This is a genomic window from Bradyrhizobium sp. 31Argb, from assembly GCF_043638955.1.
Classification (GTDB): Bacteria; Pseudomonadota; Alphaproteobacteria; order Rhizobiales; family Xanthobacteraceae; genus Bradyrhizobium.
Genome location: NZ_JBEGDB010000037.1, coordinates 1 through 24,075 on the forward strand (window position 1 = coordinate 1; position 24,075 = coordinate 24,075).

The window sequence follows — 24,075 nt, forward strand, 5'->3', positions numbered from 1 at the left end:
GCCTGCGTCCACGATCTTCGAATCATGGTTGCCCATGGATTCAGAATCCTCAGTCAATTACAACTGTAATGCTAGGCGCGGAGCCTTGGTCTGGCTTGCCTGCGCGGCGGTGCCGGCTTCCGCTTGCGAAATACCTTCTTCCGCGCGGCTGTCGGACGTCGCCCAGCGCTCGCCCGGCTGCAATCCGCCGATCACGGCATTCCCCAGGATTTTCGAACCATTCGTAGCGTTGAACAGCATGCCTCGATCCCGATCGCGCTCGGAAACATTGTCTCGAACCACGAGCCGGTTGGAGAACATGAATGCGTAGCCGATGGTATTCCCGGTCGAGAAGTTGTTCGTGATCTCGCCGTCATTGGCGTACATGTAGTGGATCGCGAAGCGCAGGTTGCTGAAACGGTTGCCGCTGAAAAGATTGTTGCGGCTCGAGATGACGAAGATGCCGTCGCGCCCGTAGCGGAATTCGTTGTCGATCACCTTGGCCCCGGGAGCATTCCACACCGACACGCCGTTGCCGGCCTCGCTGACGCGCGTCTGGTGCAAGCCGGTGATGCGGTTGTGGCGAACCACGGCATCGGGAGCCCCGTGCACATAGACGCCGAACAGATTGTCCTCGATGCGGTTGTCCTCGATAACGGCGTCGCGCGCGGATTGCTCGACAAAAATGCCGGAGTCCATCGTCTCGAGCGAGCGTCCGGACCCGCGCACTTCAATGCCGCGCACCACGGCGCCGGGGGCGGTGACCGTCACGACGCTGCCCTGGCGAGATCCCGCGACGACGGCTCCGGCTAATGCGGTGGGCGATCCGCAACGGTCCGCGATAGGTGCCGGCGGAGAGGCGCACTTCATCGCCATCCGCCGCCTGGTCGAGCACCGCCTGCAGGTCGCCCAGCTCCGGTGTAACCGCGAGCTGCGCTGCCGATGCGCGTGCGACAAGGCTGGCGGCGGCAAGTGCCGCCAGCCCGAACCGCGCCATATGGTGTGGCGCCCCCACCATCACGCGTTTCGCGGGTGCACCAACATGCGCCCGCGCATTTCCATGTGCATGGCGTGGCAGAACCAAGTGCAGAAGTACCAATAGACACCCGGCTTGTCGGCGACGAAGGTCACCGACGACGTCTGCTGCGAGTCGATCTCCATGTTGATGCCATAGTTGACGATGCAGAACCCATGGGTGAGGTCCTCGACGTCGTCGATGTTGGTGATATAGACGGTCACCTCGTCGCCCTGATTGACCTCGAACTTGTCCAGCGCGAAGGCGGGTGCGGCGGAATACATGTAGACTCGCACCTTGTTGCCGTCGCGGACGACTTTGGCGTCGCTTTCGAGCTTGACGCCGTCGGCAGCCGCCTGCTTGCGCGCTTCCTCGAAGAACGGATCGTCGCGCTTCCAGATGCTGAGAACGCGGCCTTCCAGCTTCGAACGGTGCACGATCACGGCATCATGGGGTTCGGCGAAGCTCGGACCGTCATGGACGAGGCGCATGCGGTCGCCCGAGATGTCGATCAGCTGATCGTTCTCCGGCTTGAGCGGACCGACATTGAGGAAGCGATCCTTGGAGAACTTGTTCAGCGACAGCAGCCATTTGCCGTCAGCTTCCTTGGTCTCGCCCATCGAGGCATGGTTGTGACCTGGCTGATAGTGGACGTCGAGCTTCTGGATGATCGGGTTGACCTTCTCGCCCTTGAACGCTCGCTTGGCTTGATCGATGTTCCACTTGCACACCTGACTGTCGAGAAACAGGGTCGTGTAGGCGTTGCCTCTGCCGTCGAAGGCCGTATGCAGCGGGCCGAGTCCGAGCTCGGGCTCGGCGACCACGACATCGCGCGGCTTGATCTTGTCATCGAATAGCTGGTCGAGCAGGCGAACGTCGAGGACGGTCACCGTCGGAGCCAGCTTGCCGTTGGCGACGACATGAATCCCGTCAGGTGCGGTGTTCAATCCGTGCGGGCTGTTGGAGACAGGAATGTAGCGCGTGTAAGGCGAACCATGCCGCCCGTCGATCACGGGCACACCATTCATCTCCTTGTAGTCGCCTTTCTTGACCGCCTCCTCGATTCGCTTGATGTTGAAGACAGTGACCCAGTCTTGCTCGCTTGCGGTCATTTCGGCGAGCGTCACGCCTTTCTCGGAGTTGTAGCAGGTCGCGAACGCATATTTGCCCTGGTAGTCGCAGTCGGTATTGTCGAGGTTGCCGTCGACCATCACCTGCCAGGCGACCTTCATGGTGTCGCCGTCGACGGCGGAGAAGATCGACCAGTATTTGCTCTTGTCGTCCAGCACCTTGCCATCGTTTGGCAGCGGCACCTCGTATTCGCCGTTGCAGAAAAGATATCCGGTGCGCGGATATTTCTGCGGGCGCATGCCGTGGATCGTGTACTGGTTGGGAAGCTCGATGATCTTGTCGCACTTCATGATGTCGGTGCGAATGCGGGCGAGGCGGGTATTTGCCTTGTCGTTGATGAAGACGTAGCGCCCGTCATAGGTTCCGTCCGTGAACGACATATGCGGATGGTGGCAGTCGCCGTTCGTCCAGATGCCGAGGTGGCTCTTCAGCCGCTCGCGGGTCTCCGGCAGCAGGCCCTCCGTCATGATCTTGCGGCTCTCATTGGTCTGGCCCCAGCCAGTCGCGCTGCATCGGTTGAATACCGGAATGCGCATCAACTCGCGCATCGAAGGCATACCAACGATGCGGACTTCGCCGGTCTGGCCGCTGGAGAAGAAGACGTAGTATTCGTCGAGCTCGCCAGGCGCGATCTCCGACTTCAGGCCACCGGCACGCGCCGGCGCCGCCTTGGTCTGTGCCGCGGCCGGTTCGGGCGCAAGACCCCTGCCGAGGCTCAGTCCACCCGCGATGCCGGCGGCGCCGATCGCTGCTGTTCCCACGATCTGACGACGGCTGATCGTCGTCGACTTGTCGTCGTCATGTTTCTCACTTGCCATGTTCGTCTCCTTTGTCTGAACGGCTGGTTAGAGCTTGTGATTGCGCGGTCGCGAGCACCGGCACCGGCTTGCCGGCGTGCGTGATGACCGTCTTCGGTCCGCTTCCGCCGGCACGCATCGAGGACGACGACATGGCCTGGAACTTCTCACGCTTGAGCCGCACCTGGATCATGTGCGGGCAGCGCTGGTCGTCGTAGTAGAGCTCCTGGCAGTGCATGCAGTAGATGCACTCGTTGACGTTGATGTGCCCCTCGGGATGGATCGACTGCACCGGACATTCCTTGGCGCAGCGCTGACAGGGCGAGCCGCACTCCTTCCAGCGGCGCAGCCATTCGAAGGTCCGGACGCGGCCGGGGATCGCCAGTGCGGCGCCGAGCGGGCAGAGGTAGCGGCAGAAGAAGCGCTCGATGAAGAGGCCGATGAAGAGCAGGCCGCCCGCATAGGCGACGAATGGCCAGCCGCGGGCGAATTTCAGGATGATCGCGGTCTTGAACGGTTCGACTTCCGCGAAGGTCTCGGCAAGCGCAACCGAGTAGAGCGACAGACCGAACAGGGCGAGGAAGATAATGTATTTGATCGGCCAGAGACGCTCGTGAAGACCCCAGGGCACCGTGATCTGCGGCACCTTGAGCCATTTCGCGACCGTATTGGTCAGCTCCTGCAGCGCGCCGAACGGGCACAGCCATCCGCAGAACGGACCGCGTCCCCAGAACAGAAGTCCGGCAGCGATTGCCGACCAGAGCACGAAGATCAGCGGCGCGGCAAGAAAGAACTCCCAGTGAAAGCCGGTCACCAGCGCGTTGGTGAAGGTCACGACGTTGACGACGGAGAGCTGCGCGTTGGCGTACCAACCAAGCCAGATCAGCACGAAGGCGAGATAGCCCCGGCGAATCCAGGTATAGAGCGTCGGCCGTCGCACCAGGATGTTCTGAAAGAAGAAGATGGCGGTCAGTACGATCAGAGCTATCGCCGTGATCGCGATAGAGGCCGGCTGCGAGCGCCAGATCCGCGTCCATAGCGGCTCTTCGCCGTCCTCCGCTGGCAGGGACACCTGTGCGCCCGGAGCGGAGGTTTGCGTCGCCGGCGTGCCGGACGGCACCGTCACCGGACGTTGCTCGGACCGCAGGTAGCGATCGGGCAGATTGTAGTCGAGGTCGAAGGTGAGAAACGCCTTGTCGCGGCTGCCGACGTTTCTTTGCACGAGCAACTGCAGTTCCCAGGGCTGCGTCGGGTCGAGCGTGAATTCGGGCGGCGTGACGAACAATGCGATTTCGTGGAAGTCCGGCGCGCCGTCGGCGGCAAGCGCGCCCAGGCGCGTATGATTCCGGTCGCGGAAGCGGGTGCTGGAGCCTTCCTGAAGGATTTCGACGCGGTCGAAAATGCCGCCGCGCACATAGGCAGAGCCCTTGAAGGAATAGATGCCGTCGCCAGCGATCATGATCGCCTGCTGTCCCGGCTGCAGGCGCTCCTTCAACCGCTCATAGCCCTCGTCGCCGAGCAGGCTGCGGCCGATCGTCGGGGCGCTGGCAAGCGCAACATAGAGGTCGATGAAGGTATCGCCTGGCTCGCCCGCTTCAGGGTTCTGTGCGGCGGCCGTGTTTCCCGATTTCGCGAATGCATCATTGACCTCGCCGATCGTCAGGTGCAGCCGCCGCACCGAGCCGTCGCCGACAAGGCTGGCCCAGTCACGAATCTCACTCTTTCCGAGGTCAAGCGTCTTGGTGACCGGCGGCAACGCCGCCGCCGCGACGCTCCCGCCGCCAATTCGTCCGGTTCGAATCAGCCGTACCGCGGAGCGTACGATGCTGTCGCTCATGACCAGCACGCTCACGGTCGCGCCGCTGATGATGTCGACCTGCGGCGGCCGTTCCGCACCTCGCGCGATCGGCCTCATATCCTTGCCGATCAAGCTGTTTACGGCGGCGACGATACGCGGCTCCGGAATTCCGATCAGGACGATCGGCTCCTTGTGGTCGATGAGCTTCAGGCCCCTGACGATGCCGTCGGAATCGATGCCGACCAGGATGTGGATCGGCTTGCCTGAATAGCCGACCGAATTGGCGAAATCCGAGTTGAGATAAACAAAGCCCTGCAGTTGGTCGCCGCGATAGACGGGAACAATCGGCGGGTCGCCCTGCGGCGGACCGAAGCGATCCGCACCTGTGAAGAAGTCGCTGGGTTGGGCTTTTGGCAGATAGGTGGTGAGATCGCTCGCAGCCAGGGCCGCGCGTGTCCAGAAGATGATGCCAACGGCGACAATCACGGCCAGCGCGAATGCAGCCGCTCGTCGGCGGCCATGACACGCTGAACTGGGACAAGGGGGCGTCGGCGCTGACAACCCTAAAGGGATCACCGATCCAACCACCGAAAGTTGACTCCTGTTCAGACCGGCTGTCTAGTCGTAACCGGGACACGCGAGTTTGTTCTGGATCAAACACAGCTATGCAGGTGGCTCATGCTGCTAACGCGAGCATTGCTTTTGAAAGACGAACCGGCGGGAACCTTGCAGTCGCTGGATGAGCTGTTTGCGCTTGCCAATGCGATGGAGAAGGAGGCCGCGGATCGCTATTCGGAGCTTGCCGAAGAGATGCGGGCGCAGGACAGAGATGATCTTGCGGCAGTTTTCGCGCAGCTTGCGGCCGCCGAGCGCGAGCACGTCGATAGTGTGACACGTTGGTCGCTATCGCGCCGTGGCAAGGCGCCTGATCCGGCACTGATGCGCTGGGATGCGCCAGAGACTTTCGATGCCGAGACCATGGCAGAGATCAAGGCGTCGCGGCTGACGACACCTTATCGTGCCCTGGCGATGGCGGTGCGCAATGAAGAGCGCGCGTTTGCCTTCTGGTCCTATGTCGCGGCGTTCGCCGCCGATTCCGAGATCAGAAAGGCCGCCGAGGCTATGGCGCGGGAGGAGCTTGCGCATGTGGCGACCCTGCGCAAGGAGCGGCGGAGCGCCTATCACCTTGAGCACAAGGAGCGCGCGGGTGAGGGGGGCGCTGAGGCAGCAGCTCGGGTGGATGCCGGCGCGCTGGAATCTCGTCTGGCCGTGCGGCTCACGGACCTCGGGGCGCGCGTCCAAGGACGTTCGCAGAGCCGCGCTCACGAGCTTCGCGAAGAGGCCGAACTGATGTCGGCCCATGCCGCGGGGTTCGGGTCCTTTCCTGCGGCACTGCAGGGAGCTGATGCCCAGATCATCGCCGAGGCTCTGACCGACGCCTATCTCGACGGTGCCGAACGCTCGGACGATCCGGCGCGTGTCGAGCTTCTGCAGACGCTGGCGGAGCGTGCCATCGCGCGGCTTGCCTGGCTGCGCAGCCTGGAGCCCATTGTTAGGGCGAAAGCGTGATGAGCTTGGAAACAATCAATGACAGGATTCGTGCCTCTTCAGGCAAATGATTGCGGTTATGTTGACTCGCCCCGCAGGCCAAGATGGTCAAACAAATTCATCGGGAGCGGAAAGACCACGGTCGAGGACCGTTCGCCCGCGATGTCGTGCAGCGCCGCGAAATAGCGTAGCTGCATCGCTTGCGGCTCCTGGGCGAGGATGCGGCCGGCCTCGACGAGCTTTTCGGCGGCCTGCTGCTCACCCATCGCATTGATCACTTTGGCGCGTCGCAGCCGTTCCGCCTCGGCTTGCTTGGCTATCGCGCGCACCATGGTTTCGTTGAGATCGACATCCTTGATCTCGATCGACGTGACCTTGATGCCCCAGACGTCGGTCTGCTTGTCGAGGCTCTCCTGGATGTCGGCGTTTAACCTGTCGCGTTCTGCGAGCATCTCGTCGAGTTCGTGCTTGCCGAGTACCGAGCGCAGCGTAGTCTGTGCGAGCTGGCTGGTCGCGGCCATGTAATCGCCGACCTTGATGATCGCGCGCTCGGCATCAACGATGCGAAAGTAGAGGACGGCGTTGACCTTGACCGAGACGTTGTCGCGCGAAATCACGTCCTGCGGCGGCACGACCTGCACCATCACCCTGAGATCAACCTTCACGAGTTGCTGCACGACTGGAATGAGGATGATGAGGCCCGGGCCCTTCACGCCAGTGAAACGGCCGAGTGTGAAGACGACGCCGCGCTCATATTCCCGCAGAATGCGAATGGCCTGGGTCAAAAAGAGGATGACGACCAGCACAAGCGCTGCATAGGTCAAATAATCAAGCATCATGATGTATCTCCTTCGCCGGTCGGGACTGGCGCCGCACCACCAGCGTCAGATCGATGATGTTGGCGACTTCAACCACCTCGCCCGGCTTGAAGGTTTCGGTGCCGCGCGCTTGCCATCGCTCGCCGTGCGTGAAGACATGACCTTCATTCTCGGACCAATCGAGGACCTTGGCGGACAGGCCTCGCATGGCTTGCGCGCCGACGCGGACCGGACCGCTGCGAGCGCGCCGAAGCGAACCGAGCACGACGAGAACAAAGCCGATGAACGTCGCCGTCACGATGGCGATGAGCCACCACGACAGTCGGTAGCCCGGCGCTTCGACCCTGAAGAGCATAACCGCTCCCAGCACAAAGGCGATGACTCCGCCGAGGCCGATCACGACCGTCGGGTTGAAGGCCTCGAAGGCGAGAAGCGCGATCCCGACCAGCATCAAGGCGAGGCCGGCGTAGCTGATCGGCAGCAAATTGAGGGCGTAGAGGCCCAGCAGCAGGCAGATCGTGCCGACGACTCCGGGGGCGACCGTGCCGGGGGACATGAATTCGAAGATTAGCCCGTAGACGCCAACCATCAGGAGAATGAACGCGACGTTGGGATCAGTGATGACCGCCAGGAACCGGGAGATCCATCCAGGATCGATTATTTCGACGACGGCGTCCTTCGTCGCCAGACGTTGCGTCTTGCCACTTGCAACCTCGACAACGCGACCATCGACCTTCGCGAGCAGTTCGGCCGGATCGCGTGCGATGAGATCGATGACATGTTCGTGCAACGCGCCGTTGGCGGAGAGGGTGGCGGCCTCGCGCACCGCCTTCTCGGCCCAGTCGGCATTGTGGCCACGCAGTTCGGCGAGGCTGCGGATGAGGGCGACGGCATCATTCGTCACCTTTGCCGTCATGGCATCCTTTGGCTCGTGCTGGCGGTCGCTATCCTTGCTGTCTTTGCCCTCCTTGTCCGGGGTGCCACCCGGCAGACCCGGTATCGGACCGCCAATCTGCACCGGCGTCGCCGCACCGATATTGGTGCCCGGCGCCATTGCCGCGATATGGGTTGCATAGAGAATATAGGTCCCAGCGCTTGCGGCGTGGGCTCCGGAGGGAGCGACGTAACCGATGACAGGCACGGGCGAAGCGAGCACATCCGAGATGATCTCGCGCATGCTGGTGGTGAGACCGCCCGGTGTATTCAGACGCAGGATGACAATGTCTGCGCGTCGTTCGGCTGCTTTGGCCAGAGCGTCCTTCACGTAACTTGCCGACGCCGGCCCGATCGCTCCGTCGAGCGAAATAGTCAGTGCAAGACTGCGGTTCTCCTCCGCTAAGCCGGGAAGGAGCGAGACAACCAGAGCGACGATTGCAATCGCCGCAACGAGGGCCGCCTTTACGGTCTGCACGGCAAGCACTCCCTTGCCAAAAATATGGGGTTCCGTTCCGGAACCTCAATGGCCACGAACCACCGCACGCGCATGCCGTTGTGCAGTGCGATAGCTGGCACTCGCTTCCATTCTTGCAGAGCCTGAACCGATCAAGCGTGGCAAGCTTCGGCCCGGCGCACTCCTCACTTCGTTCTCGCCGGCGGCTTGTTTCTTTCGACCGGGCTGATGATAGGCTGCTAGCCTGGGTGGAAATTTAGAAACTCCTTGGGGCTTCTCCAAATGACGGCCGCATCAGGCCAGCGCCCCATCTATGCATGCGCGGGATGGGAAATCGATCTTGCCAGACGGGAATTGCGCTCTCAGGGAGCACCCGTACCTTTGGGCGGACGGGCCTTTGAAATCGTTGCAGAATTGGTCCAGGCAGAAGGCGAGCTGGTTTCCAAGAGTGATTTGACCAAGCGGGTTTGGCGGGGGGTATTCGTCGAGGAGGGCGCGCTTCGCGTGCACATCGCGGCGATCCGCAAGGCCCTCGGTCCGGATCGCGACATGCTGGCCACGACGGTCGGCCGGGGATATCGCCTTCTGGGATCATGGCTCATCCGGCATGTCGATGCGCCGGATCAGCCGGCCGCGCCCGAACTGTCGCCGTCGACCAACATTCCGTCCGCGACGTTCGATCTCATCGGTCGCGCTACGGCGATCGGTCATCTGTGGGAGCTTCTGTCAGCCTACCGAGTCGTGAGCCTCGTCGGGCCCGGCGGGATCGGCAAGACGGCGCTGGCGCTGCAGGCGGCCAGATCGCCGCCGTTCGGACTGACCGCCGACCGATTCCTCATCGAACTGGCCTCGCTTTCAAATTCCGAACTCGTGCCTTCAGCGGTTGCCGGCGTACTCGGCATCAAACTGGAAGGTGAAGAGATCTGCGCAGAGGCCATCGCGCGTGCCATCGGAGCACGGCAATTGCTGCTCGTTTTCGACAACTGCGAGCATGTGATTGGTGCCGTAGCCAGGCTGACCGAGACCATCGTCAGCCGCTGCTCCGGCACCACCATTATCGCGACCAGCCGCGAGGCCTTGCGCATCGATGGCGAGCATGTCTATCGCGTGCCTCCGCTGGAAGTGCCGCCTGAGCCTCTGCTCGCACCGGACGCCATCTTTGAACACACCGCAGTCGAGCTGTTCATGACCAGGGCGAAGGCGCAGGGCTCTAGTTTCGAACGCGACGAGGAGAACCTTGGCGCCATCGCCGCCATTTGCCGCCGGCTGGACGGCATTCCGCTCGCGATCGAGTTTGCCGCGGCACGTGCGACGATGCTTGGCCCGCCCAAGATTGCGGCGCTTCTGGACGATAGATTCAAATTCCTCACGACGGGCCGGCGCACCGCGCTGCCCCGGCAGCAAACGCTGCGCGCGACGCTCGACTGGAGCTATGACCTGCTGCCGGAGGCGGAGGCGCGGGTCTTGCGGCGGCTCGGCATATTTGCCGGAGACTTCCTGCTCGACGCGGTGATTGCGGTCGCCGGCGATCGCGAGAGGGGCGAAGTCACCGACCAGCTTGCCAACCTGGTCGCCAAGTCGCTTGCCGTCGCCGACATCCGTGGCGACCGGCCGCACTACCGCCTGCTGGATACGACGCGCGCTTACGCGCTGGAAAAGCTCCATGGTTCCGGGGAATATCCCGACGCCGCGCGCCGTCACGCGCAATATTATCGTGGCTTCTTCGCCAATGCAGAAGCCGAAAGCGAGTTGAAGCCGCAAGCGGAGTGGCTTGCCATCTACGGCCGGCACATCGACAACGTGCGTACCAGCCTTGATTGGGCATTCTCGCCCAGCGGCGATGCGCAGACCGGCGTGGCATTGACCGCGGCCGCGGTGCCGCTGTGGGTGCAACTGTCGCTGCTCGCGGAGTGCCGCGAGCGCACTGAGTTGGCGCTGGCAAGGATCGACGAAGCCACCCCTGGCATGTCGCGCCTGCGCATGCAGCTTTCGGCGGCACGCGCCTGGTCGCTGATGTACGGCGTCGGCAGGGCTCGCGAGGCCGGTCCCGCCTGGGCCTTGGCCTTGCAACTCGCGGAGCAACTCGGCGACGCCGACTATTTGCTGCGCGCGCTGTGGGGACTGTGCATCGATCAGTTCAACAATGGCGAGTTTCGCAAGGCGCTGGAATTCGCGTACCGCTTCGCCGAGGTCGCGGACAGCTCGAGCAACTCCGTCGACCTGATGATGGCCGACCGGCTTCTCGCCACCACGCTGCATTACCTTGGTGACCAGAACCTTGCGCATCATCACATCACGCGGACCTTGTCGCGCCTTTCGGATTTATCGCCAAAGCCGCAGGTGATCCGCTTTCGCTTCGATCTCCGGGTATCGGCGCACTATTTCCAGGCTCGCATCCTGTGGCTGATGGGGCTAGCCGACCAGGCCTTGCGCGTGGTCGAACACAACATCGAGGAAGGCCGGGCGAGCGGGCACGCCCTGACATTCTGCAGCGTGCTGGGGCAGGGCGCCTGCCCGATCACCTTCCTTGCCGGCGACCTCGATGCCGCGGAACGCTACTGTGCGCTATTGATCGAGCATACCGAGCGGCACCCGATCCGGCTGTGGAATTTATGGGCGCGCGCCTTCAGGGGCATGGTGATGGCAAGGCGTGGCGGCGTTGCCACAGGATTGCCGGTGCTGCGAAAGGCGCTCGAAGTGGCCGGCGAAGCGCGGTTCCTGCCACGCTTCCTGCTTCCGCTTGGCGAATTGGCAGCCTGTCTCGGCGAGGCCGGCGAAGTCGCGCAGGGGCTTGCCGCCGTCAATGAGGCGCTTGCGCGCTCCGAGGCGAGGGAAGAGCAATGGTACCAGGCCGAGCTGCTGCGTATCAAAGGCGAGCTGCTGCTCCGCGCCAGCGAACATCGCTCCGTTGTCGCCGCCAAGCAGTCCTTCGACAAATCGCTCCAGGTGGCGCGTAGCCAGGGCGCGCTGTTTTGGGAGCTGAGGACGGCAATCAGTCTTGCTCGATTGAGAGCCAGTCAGGACCGTTCTGCCGACGCACACCACATCCTTGCCTCCGTGTACGGAAAGTTCACCGAGGGTTTCGAGATTTCGGACCTGCGAAACGCAAGAGCAATGCTGGCGCAGCTTTCGACCGAGTGAGCCGCCTTGGCGCGATCCGCGGCTGCTCGCATCGTTCGGGTCGTACCAAGTCCCGCATTATCCGTTTTTCCGGGCCCATCCCATCGACAGCGCGCTGCTCTCGCCGCGCATGAGCTTCTCTTAATTTCCCGGTTTTTTGCGCCCGCGCGTCTTGCAACGGACGAGCGGTTGAGATATTTGTAATACATCACTACTATACTAATGAGGACTCAACGTTGGACGTTCGCGGTTCCATTCGAGTTGATAGCGATGTCTTGATTGTCGGGGGTGGAGCAGCCGGTGTTGCGGCGGCTATCGCCTCTGCGCGTCAGGGGCTGAGCGTTACGCTGGTCGAGCGCTACGGTTTCTGCGGCGGCGGTGCTGTCGCCGGGCTCTCAGGCACCGTCTGCGGTCTTTACGAAGCGACGAATAATATTGCGGCGGGCCCGCAACAGGTCGTTTTCGGTTTCGCCGACGAGTTTTGTCGGAGGCTCGAGGCGATGGGAGGGCTCGGCGCGCCATTGCTCTACGGCAAAACATGGGCTCGCGTCCACGACCCGCTGGTGTGGCGTGAGGCTGCAGATGCGATGCTGCGGGAAGCAGGCGTCCGCGTCATCTTCCATGCGGTTGCCCAGTCCGTGCGAATGGAGGGCGACAAGGTCGAAGGACTTGGCATCTGGACAAAGCAGGGGCCGGTGGATGCACGCGCGAAGGTCGTGATCGACGCGAGTGGCGATGCCGATGTGGTCGCGATGGCAGGGCTGCCGAATTTCATCGGCGACAACGGCGCGGTGCAAAATCCGACGATGATCTTCCGTATGATGGGAGTCGATGTCGAGCGCTTTGTCGGCGAATACGGCGTCGACACGATCATGCCGGAGAAGGTCTCCGCGATGATCCGCGCCAAGCACAATGCCGGCGACTACAAGCTCCCACGCGCCAAGATCTGGTTGTTTCCTACCACGCGTCCGGGAGAGCTACTGTGCAATTGCACGCGCCTGATCGGGCCGGATGGCCGAGAGCTGAACACGCTATCTTACCGGGACTTTACCGACGCGGAAATCGAAGGTCGGCTGCAGGCTCGCGAATATGCGCGCTTCTTCCGTGACAATCTGCTCGGTTGCGAGGATGCTTTCCTGAACGACACCGGCGTTCAGGTCGGCGTGCGCCAGACCCGCCAGGTGTCGGGTGTGAGGACGCTTGCAAACTCGGACGTCGTTCGAGGCGCGAAGTTCGCCGACGGCATCGCCGTGTCGCCCTGGCCGATCGAACTGCACTCGGGGGACAAGCCCAGGGTGGAGTGGCTGCTCAATGATTACTACGAAGTTCCTTACGGATGCTTCGTCCCCGAGCGTGGTGAAGGGCTGCTGGTCGCGGGTCGGTGCTTGTCGGCAGAACATGAGGCCGTGGCCTCGGCGCGCGTGACCGCGCAGTGCTTTTCCTACGGTCACGCAATAGGTCTCGCCGCGGCGATTGCAGTTCGCGAGAACGTGCTGCCTCGCGCTATCGACGGCAAGGATGTCAGAGCCGCAGTCAACGCGGACGGCGCACGCATTGGATGAGGACAATCCCCGAATGATCAAGTCTGAAATAAATGGGGCGATCGCGATCGTCACAATAAATCGTCCTGAGCGTCGCAATGCGTTGGGATCGCAGTTGATGCGGGATCTCGGGGCGGCGCTATCCAGTGCCGAACAGAACGATGCGGTAAGGGCGGTGGTGCTGGCCGGGGCGCCGCCGGCATTCTGCGCCGGGAGCGACCTGAAGGAGCTGGCTGGCCTATCGATAGCGGATATGTGCAAGCATGAGTCGGAGACGGCGGCATTCGCGCGTGCCATCGGCTATCGCGCAAAGCCGGTCATCGCCGCGGTGGAGGGGTATGCGCTTGGTGGCGGCTTTATCCTTGCCGCGTCCTGCGACATCGTCGTCAGTGCGTCGACGGCTCGCTGGCATTTGCCCGAGGCGCCAAACGGTTGGCTGCCTCCGTGGGGTTTAGCATCGCTGGTAGCGCGAACCGGCCCTGTTCGAGCGCGCCGTTTGACCTGGGGAGCCGCGCCGATCGACGGTGTCGAAGCAGCTCGTATTGGACTGGTTGACGATGTGGTCGAGCCGGGCGCAGCGCTCGCGCATGCGATCAGTGTGGCCAACGGGCTTGCCGCGGTGCCACTGGAGGCCATTGCGTCTACCAAGCGATTCTTTGAGCCATTCATCATGGCGGATACGGAGCGCCTGGATGAAGTCGCATCCAGGGAGTTCGCACTAAATTGCGAAACGCCGAGCTCTCGCAAGACCTTCGAACGTTTCATGGTGAAAGCGTGAGCAAGATTGTTGATGCTGCGACCGCGGTCGCTTCGATTCCGGACGGATCCACTGTCGGCTGTGTCGGCGTAATCGGCTGGGTGACGCCGGATGCGCTGCTCAAGGCGCTTGGAGAGCGCTTCCGCAAAACGGCGAGCCCGAAAGATCTGACGTTCTATTTCCCTGTCGGAACGGGCGACGCCCAAGGCATCAGGCGAATGGATCACGTCGCGCAAGAAGGGTTGATGAGGCGCATCGTCGGCGGATCCTACATCAATCCGGTCGATCCAACGACGGGCAAGCGCCCGGAGTTGATGCGCTTGATCCGTGAAAACAGGATCGAAGCCTATTCATGGCCAATCGGAGCGACCATGCATTGGCTTCGCGAAGTTGCGCGCCGCAGTCCCGGTTACATGACACGGATCGGTCTCGGGACCTACATCGATCCCGAAAACGGCGGTGGCAAGTTCACCGAGCGCGCACAAGATAATCTGGTTCGGCGCATCGATTTCGAAGGTCAGTCTTATCTGTTCTATCCTACGTGGAAGCTGGACACGGTCTTTATCTACGCCTCATCGGCGGACGAGGAAGGCAACCTCTCATTCGAGAACGAGGCGCTCGTCTCCTCCAACATCGCGCTAATCCTCGCGGCCAAGGCGCATGGTGGCCGTGTGATTGCTCAGGTGCGCCGAGCGGTACCTCATGGAACGCGGCCCGCTTCCGAGGTGCGGATTCCCGGCATGTTCGTCGACGCCGTCGTGGTCGATCCGTCGATGATGATGACGACCGACGTGAAGTTCGAACCGGCTTACTTCGGCGGAGAACGGGTTCCTCTGTCGCAGCTCCCGCCCATTCCGATGTCGGCGGACAAGGTCGTTGCGTTGCGTGCATCGAAAGAGGTCCGCAAGCGAGAACTATCGATCTTCGGCTTCGGCGCAGCAGCCGACGTACCCTTGGTGATGGCTGAGCAGGGGGTGTTCGAGAACGGTAGCCTCAAGGACTACTGGTTCACGACCGAGCACGGTTCCTACGGGGGCATCGTGATGTCCGGCTGGCAGTTCTCGGCCAACCTCAATCCCGATGCGATTTTGGACGGGGTCTACCAGTTCGATGCCATCGATGGCGGCCTTTGCCGGTTTGCGGCGCTGGCCTTTGCCCAATTCGACCGGGGTGGTCTGGTCAACGTTTCCAAGTTCGGCGTCGCGAATCCTGGCGCCGGCGGGTTCATCGATATCGCGGAAAACGCAGAGCGGCTGGTGTTCACCGGCACTTTCACCACCGGCGGCCTCGATGTCGCGTTCGCGGATGGAAAACTGCGCATCGTCAAAGAAGGCAAGGTGCGCAAGTTCGTCAACAAGACCGAACACATTACCTATTCCGTGATCGATGGCGTGAAGCGTGGTCAGACGGCCCGCGTGATCACCGAGCGCGCGGTGTTCGAGATTGCGGCCGAAGGCTTGATCCTCACCGAAGTCGCGCCGGGGATCGATGTTCGCCGCGACGTGCTCGATCAGATGGAATTCGCCCCATGGAAGGTGGCGGACGATCTCAAGCTCATGGATGAGGCGTTCTTCCTGGATATGCCTTGCCAAGCTAGGGCCAGTTGAAGGTCGCCAAACGCTGATTCGATCAGGCTACACCAGGCCGATCCCTCGCTCGAAGATCTTGCGTGTATAGCCTTCGATCTGGTCCATCAGGGCCGTAGCGTGGGCAAGCGCCTTTTTTTCGTCCTGCCGCGCGACGGCGCGCGCCCGCTCGGCATGCAGTTTACCCATCGCTTCGAGGTTCTGCAGGTCGGACTCATATTTGTAGTAAAAGCGCCGCGACATCGCGTGGAGCGGTGAGATCGACCGGGCCGCAAAAGGATTGCCCGCCGCCTTCGCGATGAGCTGATTCGCGTTGAACACCTCGCGAAGGTATTTTTCCAGATTGCCCTGCTTGCCGGCCGCATCGATTTCGTTGGCCGCCGCAACGAGCCGCTCGCGATCGGCGGCCATGATCCTTCGCGCCGCTCGTGTGGAAATGAAAATCTCAAGCTCCCTGCGGAATTCGATGACGAGCAACTGCTCATGGAGATTGATCTCGGTGATCATCAAGCCATGTCGCGGCAAGATGCTCACCAGATAGTCTGCCTGCAGGCGCTTGACTGCTTCGCGGACCGGCGTGCGGCCAATCCCGATCTTGTCGGCAAGACCCTCTTCGGACCAGTGGCTCCCGGGAGGAAGCTGTAGCGTGACAATCATCTCCTCGAGGCGTCGATGCGCGGCATCGGCCTGTGATTCCGTCGTGACATCGATCGCAGCTTTCTTACCCATAAGACGTCTAAGCCTTTGCAGTACACCGAGTCGTATTGAAGAACTCGCAAGCACCAGTCAACCGAGCCACGCCAGATCTATACCAGTTTGTTGTCCGTCGCCGTTTCCGCGACCTTTCTCCGATAGTCCAGTCAGTAGCTCTCACGTCGCCTCGGCATGCGAACGAAGCAGCCAGGCTTGACGCATGTCGCGTAAGATATTACTAGTACGTTAGTGAGATAATACAAACATTGTCAGGGAGGGAGAGACGTGCTCGGGTCAAGAGGATTTCTGCTCACAGGGGTGATGGCGTGCAGCCTGCTCGCGGCGCCGGCCGTTCGCGCTCAAGATGTCGTCAAGATCGGTCAGATCGAGGCATTAACGGGCGCCACCGCCACGTACGGATGGATGTCGGCGCAAGGCACCAAGGTCGCCGTCGAGGAGATCAACGCCAAGGGCGGCTTCAAGGTCGGCGACAAGACCTACAAGCTCGAATTGATCCAGGCGGATACCCGTGGCGAGCCACGCGAGGCCACGGTTCAGTTTCGCAAGATGATGGAAGACAAGGTCCGCTTCGTTTTCGGGCCATTCTTGACCAATATCTTCAACGCCATTGAACCGATCGCGAATCAGAACAACGGCAAGTTCCTGCTGTTCTCAGGGGCCACATCGGCCCATGCCGCGCTTGGAAAGCCGGATCACGACTATCTGTTGCGCACCTGGAATTGGGATGCCGGTTCGGCGGGGTTCGGCCAGTTGATGGTCGACTACCTGAAGAAGCTGAACACCAAGAAGGTGGCGATGCTGTTCCAGAATGATGCCTTCGGTAAGACGGCCGTCGATATCTATACGGGGCTTTTCAAGACTGCCGGCATCGAGCTGCAGGTCGAGCTCTTTGAGCCCGGTACGAAGGACTTCAGTGCGGTACTTGCGAAACTCGCCGCCGGGAAGCCCGATATTCTCTTCCCCGGTTATTCCGATGCGGTGCTCTACGACATCGTGCGGCAGGCGACTGAATCCGGCTTCGCGAACCGCTTTTTCCTGGTTCGTGGCTCGATCGGGCCGGCGCTCAAGAACAAGGACGCCATCGCGGACTACGTAGCCTACGTTCCGAAGTACTTCGAGGAAGCGGAAAAGAGCGAGCCGAAGGTCAAGGCGTTCATTGAGAGCTACAAGAAGACTTTCAACCGGGAATTCCCCTACGACCAGGCGCCTCTGTGCTCATCGTCCTGCTACGACCATGTCTACATGCTCGTCCAGGCGATGCAGAGCGCAGGTACCGTCGACGACGTTTCCAAGATCCGGTCTGCGTTGCTGGCCATGACTTACGACGGGTTGTGGAAGATCCGATACGACAAGACCGGGGAGGCGGTGTTCGGGTTCGACGTGGTGCATGTGCGCAAGGGCGGCTCGATTGAAATCGTCAAATACGATCCGACCAAAGAATAGCTGAGATCGTCGCGCTTCGGCTTTCCCGGAATGTCTTCTTCGTCCGGGAAAGCCCTTCCATTGATGAAGGGGGCATTTGCCATGGCGTGCTCTCCTAACGGACACAGTATCCATGTCGCAGCTAATTATCGGGCAGATGCTCAACGGCGTGATCGTCGGCTCGCTCTACGGCATCATCGCGCTCGGCGTGACGCTCACCTTCGGTTTGACCGGCATTGTGAATTTCGCGTTGGGCGCCTTCATGATGCTCGGCGCCTACACAACGTGGTATTTCTACGACGTGCTCGGCTGGCCATATGCATTGGCCGTCCTCGGCGCCGTCGGCGCCGTCAGTGTCGTCGGTTACGTCTCGGATCGTGCACTGTTTCAGTTCACGCGCGGCAATCTCGTCAATGGCCTGCTTGTGTCGATCGGCATGATCTCGGTATTCGAGGCGCTCGTGCTGGCGGCCTTCACCACGACCCCGAAGGACCTCACTTACGTCCTGCCTGGCGCGTTGAACATCGCGGGGATTGTCCTTCCCAAGATCAAAGTCGTTGTCTGCGTCGTCTTCCTGGCCGTGATATTCGGCACTTATCTCGCGTTGACGCGCACCTGGCTTGGCCGTGCGGCGTTCTCCTATGCGCAGAATCCCGAGGCGGCTGCGCTGATGGGGGTTCATACCGGACGATTGCAAACGATCGTCGTCGTGTACTCGACGGCGCTCGCAGGTCTTGGCGGAGGGCTCTACGCCAGCATGTACTCCATCGAGCCGACGATCGGCTCCGGATACATTCTAAAGGCGGTGGAAGCTGCGATCCTTGCCGGCGTCGGAAGCGTCATTGGAGCGCTGGGCGGCGGCATCATTCTCGGTATCAGCGAGAACATAGGATCCGTCTTCCTTCCATCCGCCTTCCGTGACGCCTACGGGCTCGTCTTCCTGATCGCGATTCTCCTCGTTCGTCCGGGCGGCCTCTTTGGAGATCGGCCATGAGATACGCCATCGCCATCGGATTGCTCGCCGCGCTGCTGGCGCCTCTCATAGCTCACAGCGATTCGGTTCTTGCCATTGCGATTTACGCCTTCATGGCTGCGTCGCTGGCGGTCAGCTTCAATCTGATATTCGGATTCACCGGCCAGTTGTCGATGTTCCACGCGGCATCCTTCGGCGTGTCGGCCTACATCGTCACGATCCTTGTCACGACGTTCGGTTGGAATTTCTGGTTGGCCATAGCTCCGGCTCTGGCCGTCGTTCTCATCCTGTCGCTGATCGTTGGAACGATCTGTTTCCGGTTCAAGCTAAAAGAGTTCTACTTCGCCGTGGTCACGATGGCGTTTTCGGAGGTGCTGCGGTTGATCATTCTGAACTGGAACGGAATGACGAACGGCTCACTTGGCATCACCGTCGCGGACAGGCCGAGCCTCTGGACGCCGATTGGAAACGTTGCGATTTCGGGCGGGGTTGCCTGGTACTACCTGACGCTGGCACTGTTGGTTGTCGTATACGTCGTCTGCCAGGGGGTCCTTTCGTCGTGGATCGGACGGTGCTTTGCAGCGATCCGCCTGAACGACCAGTTAGGCGAAACCCTGGGTATCGATGTTTTCAAATACAAGCTGCTGAGCTTTGCGATCGGAAGCGTGCTCGCAGGCTTGGTCGGCGCCTTCTACGGGTTCTATTCAGGTTTCGTTGAGCCGCACTATCTCTCGATACCACTCGGGCTAGACATTATTGCGATGGTTCTGCTCGGCGGGGTTGGGTCGCTGATCGGGCCCGTGATCGGCGCCTTCGTATTGACGGCGCTTCCTCACGTCATCGAGTTGAGCGCGGAGCTCCGTATCGCGCTCTACGGTTCGATTCTGGTCTTTGTCATCCTGGTCATGCCGAAGGGCATCGTGGGCCTGATCGGGAGCAAAAGAAATGCTGCTTGATATCCGGAACCTGACCAAGCGCTTCGGCGGTCTGACAGCCGTTTCGAACGTCTCCTTCGGAATCGAGCGGGGCGAAATCATCGGAATCTTCGGACCCAACGGCTCCGGGAAGACCACGACGCTCAGTCTGATCGCGGGAATTCTCGTGCCGACGGACGGCAGCATTGTCTGGAAAGGCAAGGATATCAGCGCGCTTCCGCCGTTTGAAGTTGCGCAGCATGGACTGGTGAAGACGTTTCAGAATCCGCAACTGTTTCCCGAGCTGACTGTCGCCCAGCACATGCGCATCGCATGCCACCTCCATATCAAACGCGCATTAGGCTTCGGTCGCGTGTGGTCACTATTCAGAGGCATGCCCGCTGAACTGAACGGCACGTTGACCCGCAAAATCGACCAGATGCTCGAATTGTGCAGGCTGGCCGACAAGCGAAACGAAGAGGCGGGAGCTCTGTCCTATGGGGGCGAGAAGATGTTGGGCGTGGCAATGGGAATGGTTTGCGAGCCTGAGCTGCTGTTGCTCGACGAGCCTGCCTCGGGCCTCGGCCACGATGAGATCATGAACCTCGACGCGGTCCTGCGCGATTTGAGAACGCATGGGGTCACGCTCTGCATCATTGATCACAAGGTTGGGTTCCTGGGCAGGCTGGCGGATCGATCGATTGCACTTCATCACGGCGCGGTCATCGCCACCGGCAAGACCGCTGATGTTCTCGCCAACGAAGCAGTCGTCGAAGCCTATTTGGGCAAGAAGCATGCTTGATGTCACCGATCTCAACGTCAGTTACGGCAAGCAGAAGGTCCTTAGAGGAATATCCTTTGAGCTTCGGCAGGGCGAAGTCGTCACGCTGATCGGGCCGAATGCCGCCGGAAAATCGACGACCTTGCGCACGCTTGCCGGGTTGAAGAGGAGCGACTCCGGAAAGATCGCCTTCGACGGCGGTGACATGGCTTCCATATCGACAGCCGAGCGCGTCAAGTGCGGGCTGGTGCTCGTTCCGGAAGGCCGCCAGATCTTTCCGCGAATGTCGGTCCATGAGAACCTGTTGATGGGAGCTTACCATCGTTCCGATCGCGACCATGTCGAAGACGATATCGAACGCATCTTTTCCATGTTCCCTCGTTTGCGTGAGCGCAGCACGCAGCGAGCTGGCTCGATGTCGGGTGGCGAACAGCAGATGCTCGCCATCGGACGTGGATTGATGTCTCGGCCGAAGTTGATGCTGCTCGATGAGCCGACACTGGGTCTCGCGCCGATCATTATCGAAGAACTTGGGCAGATCATCCGCAATCTGGCCAAGGAGGGCCTTGCGATCCTGCTCGCGGAGCAGAATGCGGTGATGGCTCTGGGATGCGCGGATCGCGCCTACGTGCTCCAGTCCGGCGACATCGTGACGTCGGGTGATGCGAAACGGCTCTCGGAGGCTCCCGAGGTCAAGCAGATGTATCTTGGCGCGTGACGTCTATTTGCTGGTGATCCATGAGCGATAAGCAGGAAGTTGTTGGTCTGGAGAAGCGGGGTGACGTTGCGGTCGTCACTTTGTTGAGGTCTTCGTGCCGCAATTCGATGAATCAGGAGCTCGTGGACGGGGTGAGGGCGGCCCTGATCGAGCTGGATCGCGATGAGAGTGTCGGCGCCATCGTTCTCGTCGGTGCGCCACCTGGCTTTTCCGCCGGCAGCGACCTGAAGTTCATCGGTGCGCTCGGTCTCGAGGCGATGGGGCGGTTCGAGCAGGAATGCGGGGACTTGGGCCGCCTGATCGGTTTCATCAGCAAGCCCGTCGTTGCCGCGGTTGAAGCGTTCGCGATCGGTGGCGGATTTACATTCGCCACGTGTTGCGACGTCATTGTCGCGGGGCGCGGATCGAAGTGGAGCTTGCCCGAGGTGCCGCATGGATGGCTCACTCCCTGGGGCATCAAGTCGCTGGTTGCTCGCGTGGGGCTGGTCAAGGCTCGTTTGCTCTGCTTCTGCCTTGAGCCGCTGACCGCCGAAGGGGCGCGAGAACTCGGCGTGGTCGATTATTGTTGCGATGATGGCGAGGCGCTTTCGACCGCTGTCAGTATCGCCGAAAAGCTGGCCTTGCTTCCAAGGCCGGCAGTTGCGGCAACCAAGCGCTTCTTTTCCGGCCATCTGATGGAAAATGCCGAGGCGATGGACTTCGAAGCCAATCGCCTCTTCCTCGACAATTGTCGGGAGAGAGCCGCCCAGGCGACCCTTGACAAGTTCCGGCACCGCTGATGGCCGCCGTCCCAACCAGAAAGGACTGGACCGATGCTCCTTGACCTCAATGAAGAAGAAAGACTGCTGAAAGAAGGTCTCGAACAGTTCGCCGAAGGTTCGATCCGGCCGAAGATCAAGCCTTTCGTGGACCGGCATGAGTTTCCCACCGAACTCGTCAGAGAGTTTCTCTCACTCGGCTTCATGGGTACGGCCTACGATCCGGATTTCGCCGGCGGCGGACTTGGCACGCGAGGCGCGGCGATAGTGGCCGAGACGCTGGCTCGCGCAGAGCCGGGCTTCGCGGCGATCTATCTTTGCAACAGCGCGCCGATGACGGTGATCGCGCGCTACGGTTCCGACGAAGTCAAGAAGAAGTGGCTGGAGCCGCTATGCCGCGGCGATTTCATCGCCTCGTTTGGTGTCACCGAACCCAGCGGCGGGTCGGACGTCGCCAGCATCAAGACACGGGCCGTGGAAGATGGCGATTCCTTTGTGCTGTCGGGATCGAAGGTGTTCTCCACCAATGCCGGCACGCCTCTGCACGGAGTGTCGACGTTCGTCGCTGTCACTGACCCGGAGCTGGGCCCAAAGGGACTCTCGACCTTCGTCGTGCCGGTTGGAACGCCTGGCTTCAAGGTCGGCAAGCCCGGCCGCAAGATTGGCTGGCGGATTGCAGATTCGGTGGAGCTGTTCCTCGACGAATGCCGCGTGCCAAAAGCGAATATGATCGGCAAGCGCGGGGACGGGCTGAAGCAGATACTCACCACCCTTAGCATCGGCCGTATTCTTGTCGGCGCCACTGGCCTGGGGCTCGCTCGCAAGGCGATGGACCTCGCGAAAACCTATGGGGCAGGCCGCAAGATCGGCGGAGTGCCGATATTCAATCACCAAGGACTGACATTCCCGCTGGCCGACGCGCTTACGAAGATCCACGCGACCGAACTCATGATCCGCAATGCTGCCTGCTTGGCAGACGCAGACCGGCCATTCCGTCTCGAGACATCCATGGCCAAGTTGTTTGCGACCGAAATGGCGGGTGAAGTTGCCGATATCGCTCTGCAGGTTCACGGCGGCTACGGGGCATTCGAAGAGTATGAGGTGTCCGGGCTCCTCGGCGAAGCGCGGGTCCTTCGTATCCTTGAAGGTACAAGCGAAATCCAGCGTCTGGTGATCGCTCGCGAGCTGATGGCGTAGCGCTCTGCTAAGATCAGATTGCCTATCCACTATCCCTTCACTGGCTCGCGCTGGCCGCGGCAACAGGCGTGGTGGCGGTCGCGCGCTTGCTGAGTGCCAGATATACTGCGGCCGATACGCCGATGCCGAACAGCCAGCTCAAATCCGCGCCGCCGAGGAGGCCGGTCGAGATCGGACCCTGCAGTGCGCTAACGAGGCCGTCTTCCACCGACCAGCCGGCAACGAGACCCGCGAAGAAGGCGATGATCCCGCTCCAATTGATGTCGCCATAGGCGCTGGTCTCCGGCGAGCGGTAGAGTTCGGCGACGTCGATCTTGCCCCTTCGCTTGATGTAGAAATCGGCGAGCACGACGCCGGCCCACGGGCTCATCCACAACAAGAGGCTGATCATCCAGTTGTCGAACGCCTTCGCAAACGACGGCGCGAAGATGAAGTACAGCGTGACCAGATAGCCGGCGATGCCGACGATGATCGCTAGCGCGACGCGCGAGAGCTTGAAGCCTGCGCTGAGCGCGGCGAGCGCAGCCGAATAGACATTGAGGATATTGGTCGCAATCGGTCCGTGCAGCACCATCAGCAGCACCAGGATGCTGGTCGGACCGCCGAACACCGCGCTGACCATCTTGGCCGGATCGGTATCCAGCGTTGTGCTGGCGATCGTCGCGCCCAGGATGGCGAGCCACACGCTCGGTACGAACATGCCGACATAGCTGTACCAGAACACAGAGCTTGACGGCACGCTCCTCGGCACGAAGCGCGAATAGTCAGATGCCCAGGTGACCCAGGAGATGCCCCAACCGACGCCGACCGCCGTCATCAGCAGCGTCAGCATCGCCAGATGCGCGCCACCCGAAAGGGACGTGGTGAGGCCCCAATTGACGACGCGCGGACGCGACCACGCCAGCACGCTCATCAGGATCATGATGGCAACCGTCGCCGGCACCGTATATTTCTCGAAGGTCCGGATCGCGTAGAAGCCGTACACGCCGATCCCGACCTGAAGCACCATCACCAGCGTGATGATGATGATCTCGACCAGCCAGGTGTCGGGAATGCCGAACTGGCCAAGGATGGCGACTGCGATCTTCACGGGGAAGTAGGTGTTCACACCGCCCACG

The 24,075-nt window shown here is 61.3% G+C and carries 20 protein-coding genes; 12 read left to right on the top strand and 8 right to left on the bottom strand.

Annotation, left to right across the window (positions count from 1 at the left end; translation table 11 throughout):
* Positions 1–57: 57 nt before the first annotated feature.
* Genes AAFX91_RS10140 through AAFX91_RS10155 form a run of 4 tightly spaced genes read right to left on the bottom strand, consistent with a single transcriptional unit; the run spans position 58 to position 5,206 of the window.
* Positions 58–750 carry a NosD domain-containing protein gene (locus AAFX91_RS10140; protein WP_394566349.1) on the bottom strand — a complete coding sequence of 231 codons (693 nt, stop codon included), beginning with the start codon at positions 748–750 and terminating at the stop codon, positions 58–60.
* Entirely contained in the window at positions 710–994 is a 285-nt protein-coding gene (locus AAFX91_RS10145; RefSeq protein WP_394566350.1) for a hypothetical protein, read from the bottom strand. Before AAFX91_RS10145 ends, AAFX91_RS10140 begins: the two co-directional genes overlap by 41 nt.
* 2 nt (positions 995–996) lie before the next feature.
* Positions 997–2,943: a TAT-dependent nitrous-oxide reductase gene (nosZ, locus tag AAFX91_RS10150; RefSeq protein WP_394566351.1), complete on the bottom strand. Its 1,947-nt coding sequence runs from the start codon at positions 2,941–2,943 to the stop codon at positions 997–999.
* A complete protein-coding gene (locus tag AAFX91_RS10155) occupies positions 2,933–5,206 on the bottom strand; it encodes a 4Fe-4S binding protein (protein WP_394566352.1) in 2,274 nt (757 codons plus the stop codon). Before AAFX91_RS10155 ends, nosZ begins: the two co-directional genes overlap by 11 nt.
* Before the next feature lie 192 nt (positions 5,207–5,398).
* Here AAFX91_RS10155 and AAFX91_RS10160 point away from each other — a divergent pair, with 192 nt between their 5' ends.
* Positions 5,399–6,289 (top strand): ferritin family protein, encoded by an 891-nt coding sequence (locus AAFX91_RS10160; protein ID WP_394566353.1) that lies wholly within the window; start codon positions 5,399–5,401, stop codon positions 6,287–6,289.
* Positions 6,290–6,345: 56 nt separating this feature from the next.
* Here AAFX91_RS10160 and AAFX91_RS10165 read toward each other — a convergent pair whose 3' ends face one another.
* Complete coding sequence (locus AAFX91_RS10165) at positions 6,346–7,107, bottom strand: slipin family protein (protein WP_394566354.1); 762 nt, start codon at positions 7,105–7,107, stop codon at positions 6,346–6,348.
* Positions 7,097–8,497, bottom strand: a complete 1,401-nt coding sequence (locus AAFX91_RS10170) for a nodulation protein NfeD (RefSeq protein ID WP_394566355.1) — start codon at positions 8,495–8,497, stop codon at positions 7,097–7,099. The genes AAFX91_RS10165 and AAFX91_RS10170 overlap by 11 nt, the downstream gene beginning before the upstream one ends.
* Before the next feature lie 261 nt (positions 8,498–8,758).
* On the opposite strand from AAFX91_RS10170, the gene AAFX91_RS10175 reads away from it, so the two are divergent.
* The 4 genes from AAFX91_RS10175 (at position 8,759) to AAFX91_RS10190 (ending at position 15,501) form a co-directional block, all read left to right on the top strand.
* Positions 8,759–11,617, top strand: coding sequence for an ATP-binding protein (locus AAFX91_RS10175; RefSeq protein WP_394566356.1), 2,859 nt, complete (start codon positions 8,759–8,761; stop codon positions 11,615–11,617).
* 254 nt (positions 11,618–11,871) lie between these two features.
* Positions 11,872–13,158: an FAD-dependent oxidoreductase gene (locus AAFX91_RS10180; protein ID WP_394566357.1), complete on the top strand. Its 1,287-nt coding sequence runs from the start codon at positions 11,872–11,874 to the stop codon at positions 13,156–13,158.
* Positions 13,159–13,171: 13 nt separating this feature from the next.
* On the top strand, positions 13,172–13,915 hold the full coding sequence (locus AAFX91_RS10185; protein ID WP_394566358.1) for an enoyl-CoA hydratase/isomerase family protein: 744 nt from the start codon (positions 13,172–13,174) through the stop codon (positions 13,913–13,915).
* Positions 13,912–15,501: an acyl CoA:acetate/3-ketoacid CoA transferase gene (locus AAFX91_RS10190; protein ID WP_394566359.1), complete on the top strand. Its 1,590-nt coding sequence runs from the start codon at positions 13,912–13,914 to the stop codon at positions 15,499–15,501. The genes AAFX91_RS10185 and AAFX91_RS10190 overlap by 4 nt, the downstream gene beginning before the upstream one ends.
* Positions 15,502–15,528: 27 nt before the next feature.
* On the opposite strand, the gene AAFX91_RS10195 is transcribed toward AAFX91_RS10190, so the two are convergent.
* The gene (locus AAFX91_RS10195; RefSeq protein WP_394566360.1) at positions 15,529–16,209 is read right to left on the bottom strand and encodes a GntR family transcriptional regulator; all 681 of its coding nucleotides are present in this window, start codon (positions 16,207–16,209) and stop codon (positions 15,529–15,531) included.
* A 249-nt stretch (positions 16,210–16,458) separates the two neighbouring features.
* Here AAFX91_RS10195 and AAFX91_RS10200 point away from each other — a divergent pair, with 249 nt between their 5' ends.
* From AAFX91_RS10200 to AAFX91_RS10230, 7 genes are all read left to right on the top strand, one after another.
* A complete protein-coding gene (locus AAFX91_RS10200; RefSeq protein ID WP_394566361.1) occupies positions 16,459–17,637 on the top strand; it encodes an ABC transporter substrate-binding protein in 1,179 nt (392 codons plus the stop codon).
* Positions 17,638–17,749: 112 nt separating this feature from the next.
* Positions 17,750–18,610 (top strand): branched-chain amino acid ABC transporter permease, encoded by an 861-nt coding sequence (locus tag AAFX91_RS10205; protein WP_394566362.1) that lies wholly within the window; start codon positions 17,750–17,752, stop codon positions 18,608–18,610.
* Positions 18,607–19,545: a branched-chain amino acid ABC transporter permease gene (locus tag AAFX91_RS10210; protein ID WP_394566363.1), complete on the top strand. Its 939-nt coding sequence runs from the start codon at positions 18,607–18,609 to the stop codon at positions 19,543–19,545. Before AAFX91_RS10205 ends, AAFX91_RS10210 begins: the two co-directional genes overlap by 4 nt.
* Positions 19,535–20,305 carry an ABC transporter ATP-binding protein gene (locus tag AAFX91_RS10215; protein ID WP_394566364.1) on the top strand — a complete coding sequence of 257 codons (771 nt, stop codon included), beginning with the start codon at positions 19,535–19,537 and terminating at the stop codon, positions 20,303–20,305. Before AAFX91_RS10210 ends, AAFX91_RS10215 begins: the two co-directional genes overlap by 11 nt.
* Complete coding sequence (locus AAFX91_RS10220) at positions 20,298–21,002, top strand: ABC transporter ATP-binding protein (RefSeq protein ID WP_394566365.1); 705 nt, start codon at positions 20,298–20,300, stop codon at positions 21,000–21,002. The genes AAFX91_RS10215 and AAFX91_RS10220 overlap by 8 nt, the downstream gene beginning before the upstream one ends.
* Before the next feature lie 20 nt (positions 21,003–21,022).
* The gene (locus AAFX91_RS10225; protein ID WP_394566366.1) at positions 21,023–21,781 is read left to right on the top strand and encodes an enoyl-CoA hydratase/isomerase family protein; all 759 of its coding nucleotides are present in this window, start codon (positions 21,023–21,025) and stop codon (positions 21,779–21,781) included.
* A gap of 33 nt (positions 21,782–21,814) precedes the next feature.
* On the top strand, positions 21,815–22,957 hold the full coding sequence (locus tag AAFX91_RS10230) for an acyl-CoA dehydrogenase family protein (protein WP_394566367.1): 1,143 nt from the start codon (positions 21,815–21,817) through the stop codon (positions 22,955–22,957).
* Between the two features lie 37 nt (positions 22,958–22,994).
* Here AAFX91_RS10230 and AAFX91_RS10235 read toward each other — a convergent pair whose 3' ends face one another.
* Entirely contained in the window at positions 22,995–24,074 is a 1,080-nt protein-coding gene (locus AAFX91_RS10235; protein ID WP_394566368.1) for a cytosine permease, read from the bottom strand.
* Position 24,075 lies beyond the last annotated feature (1 nt).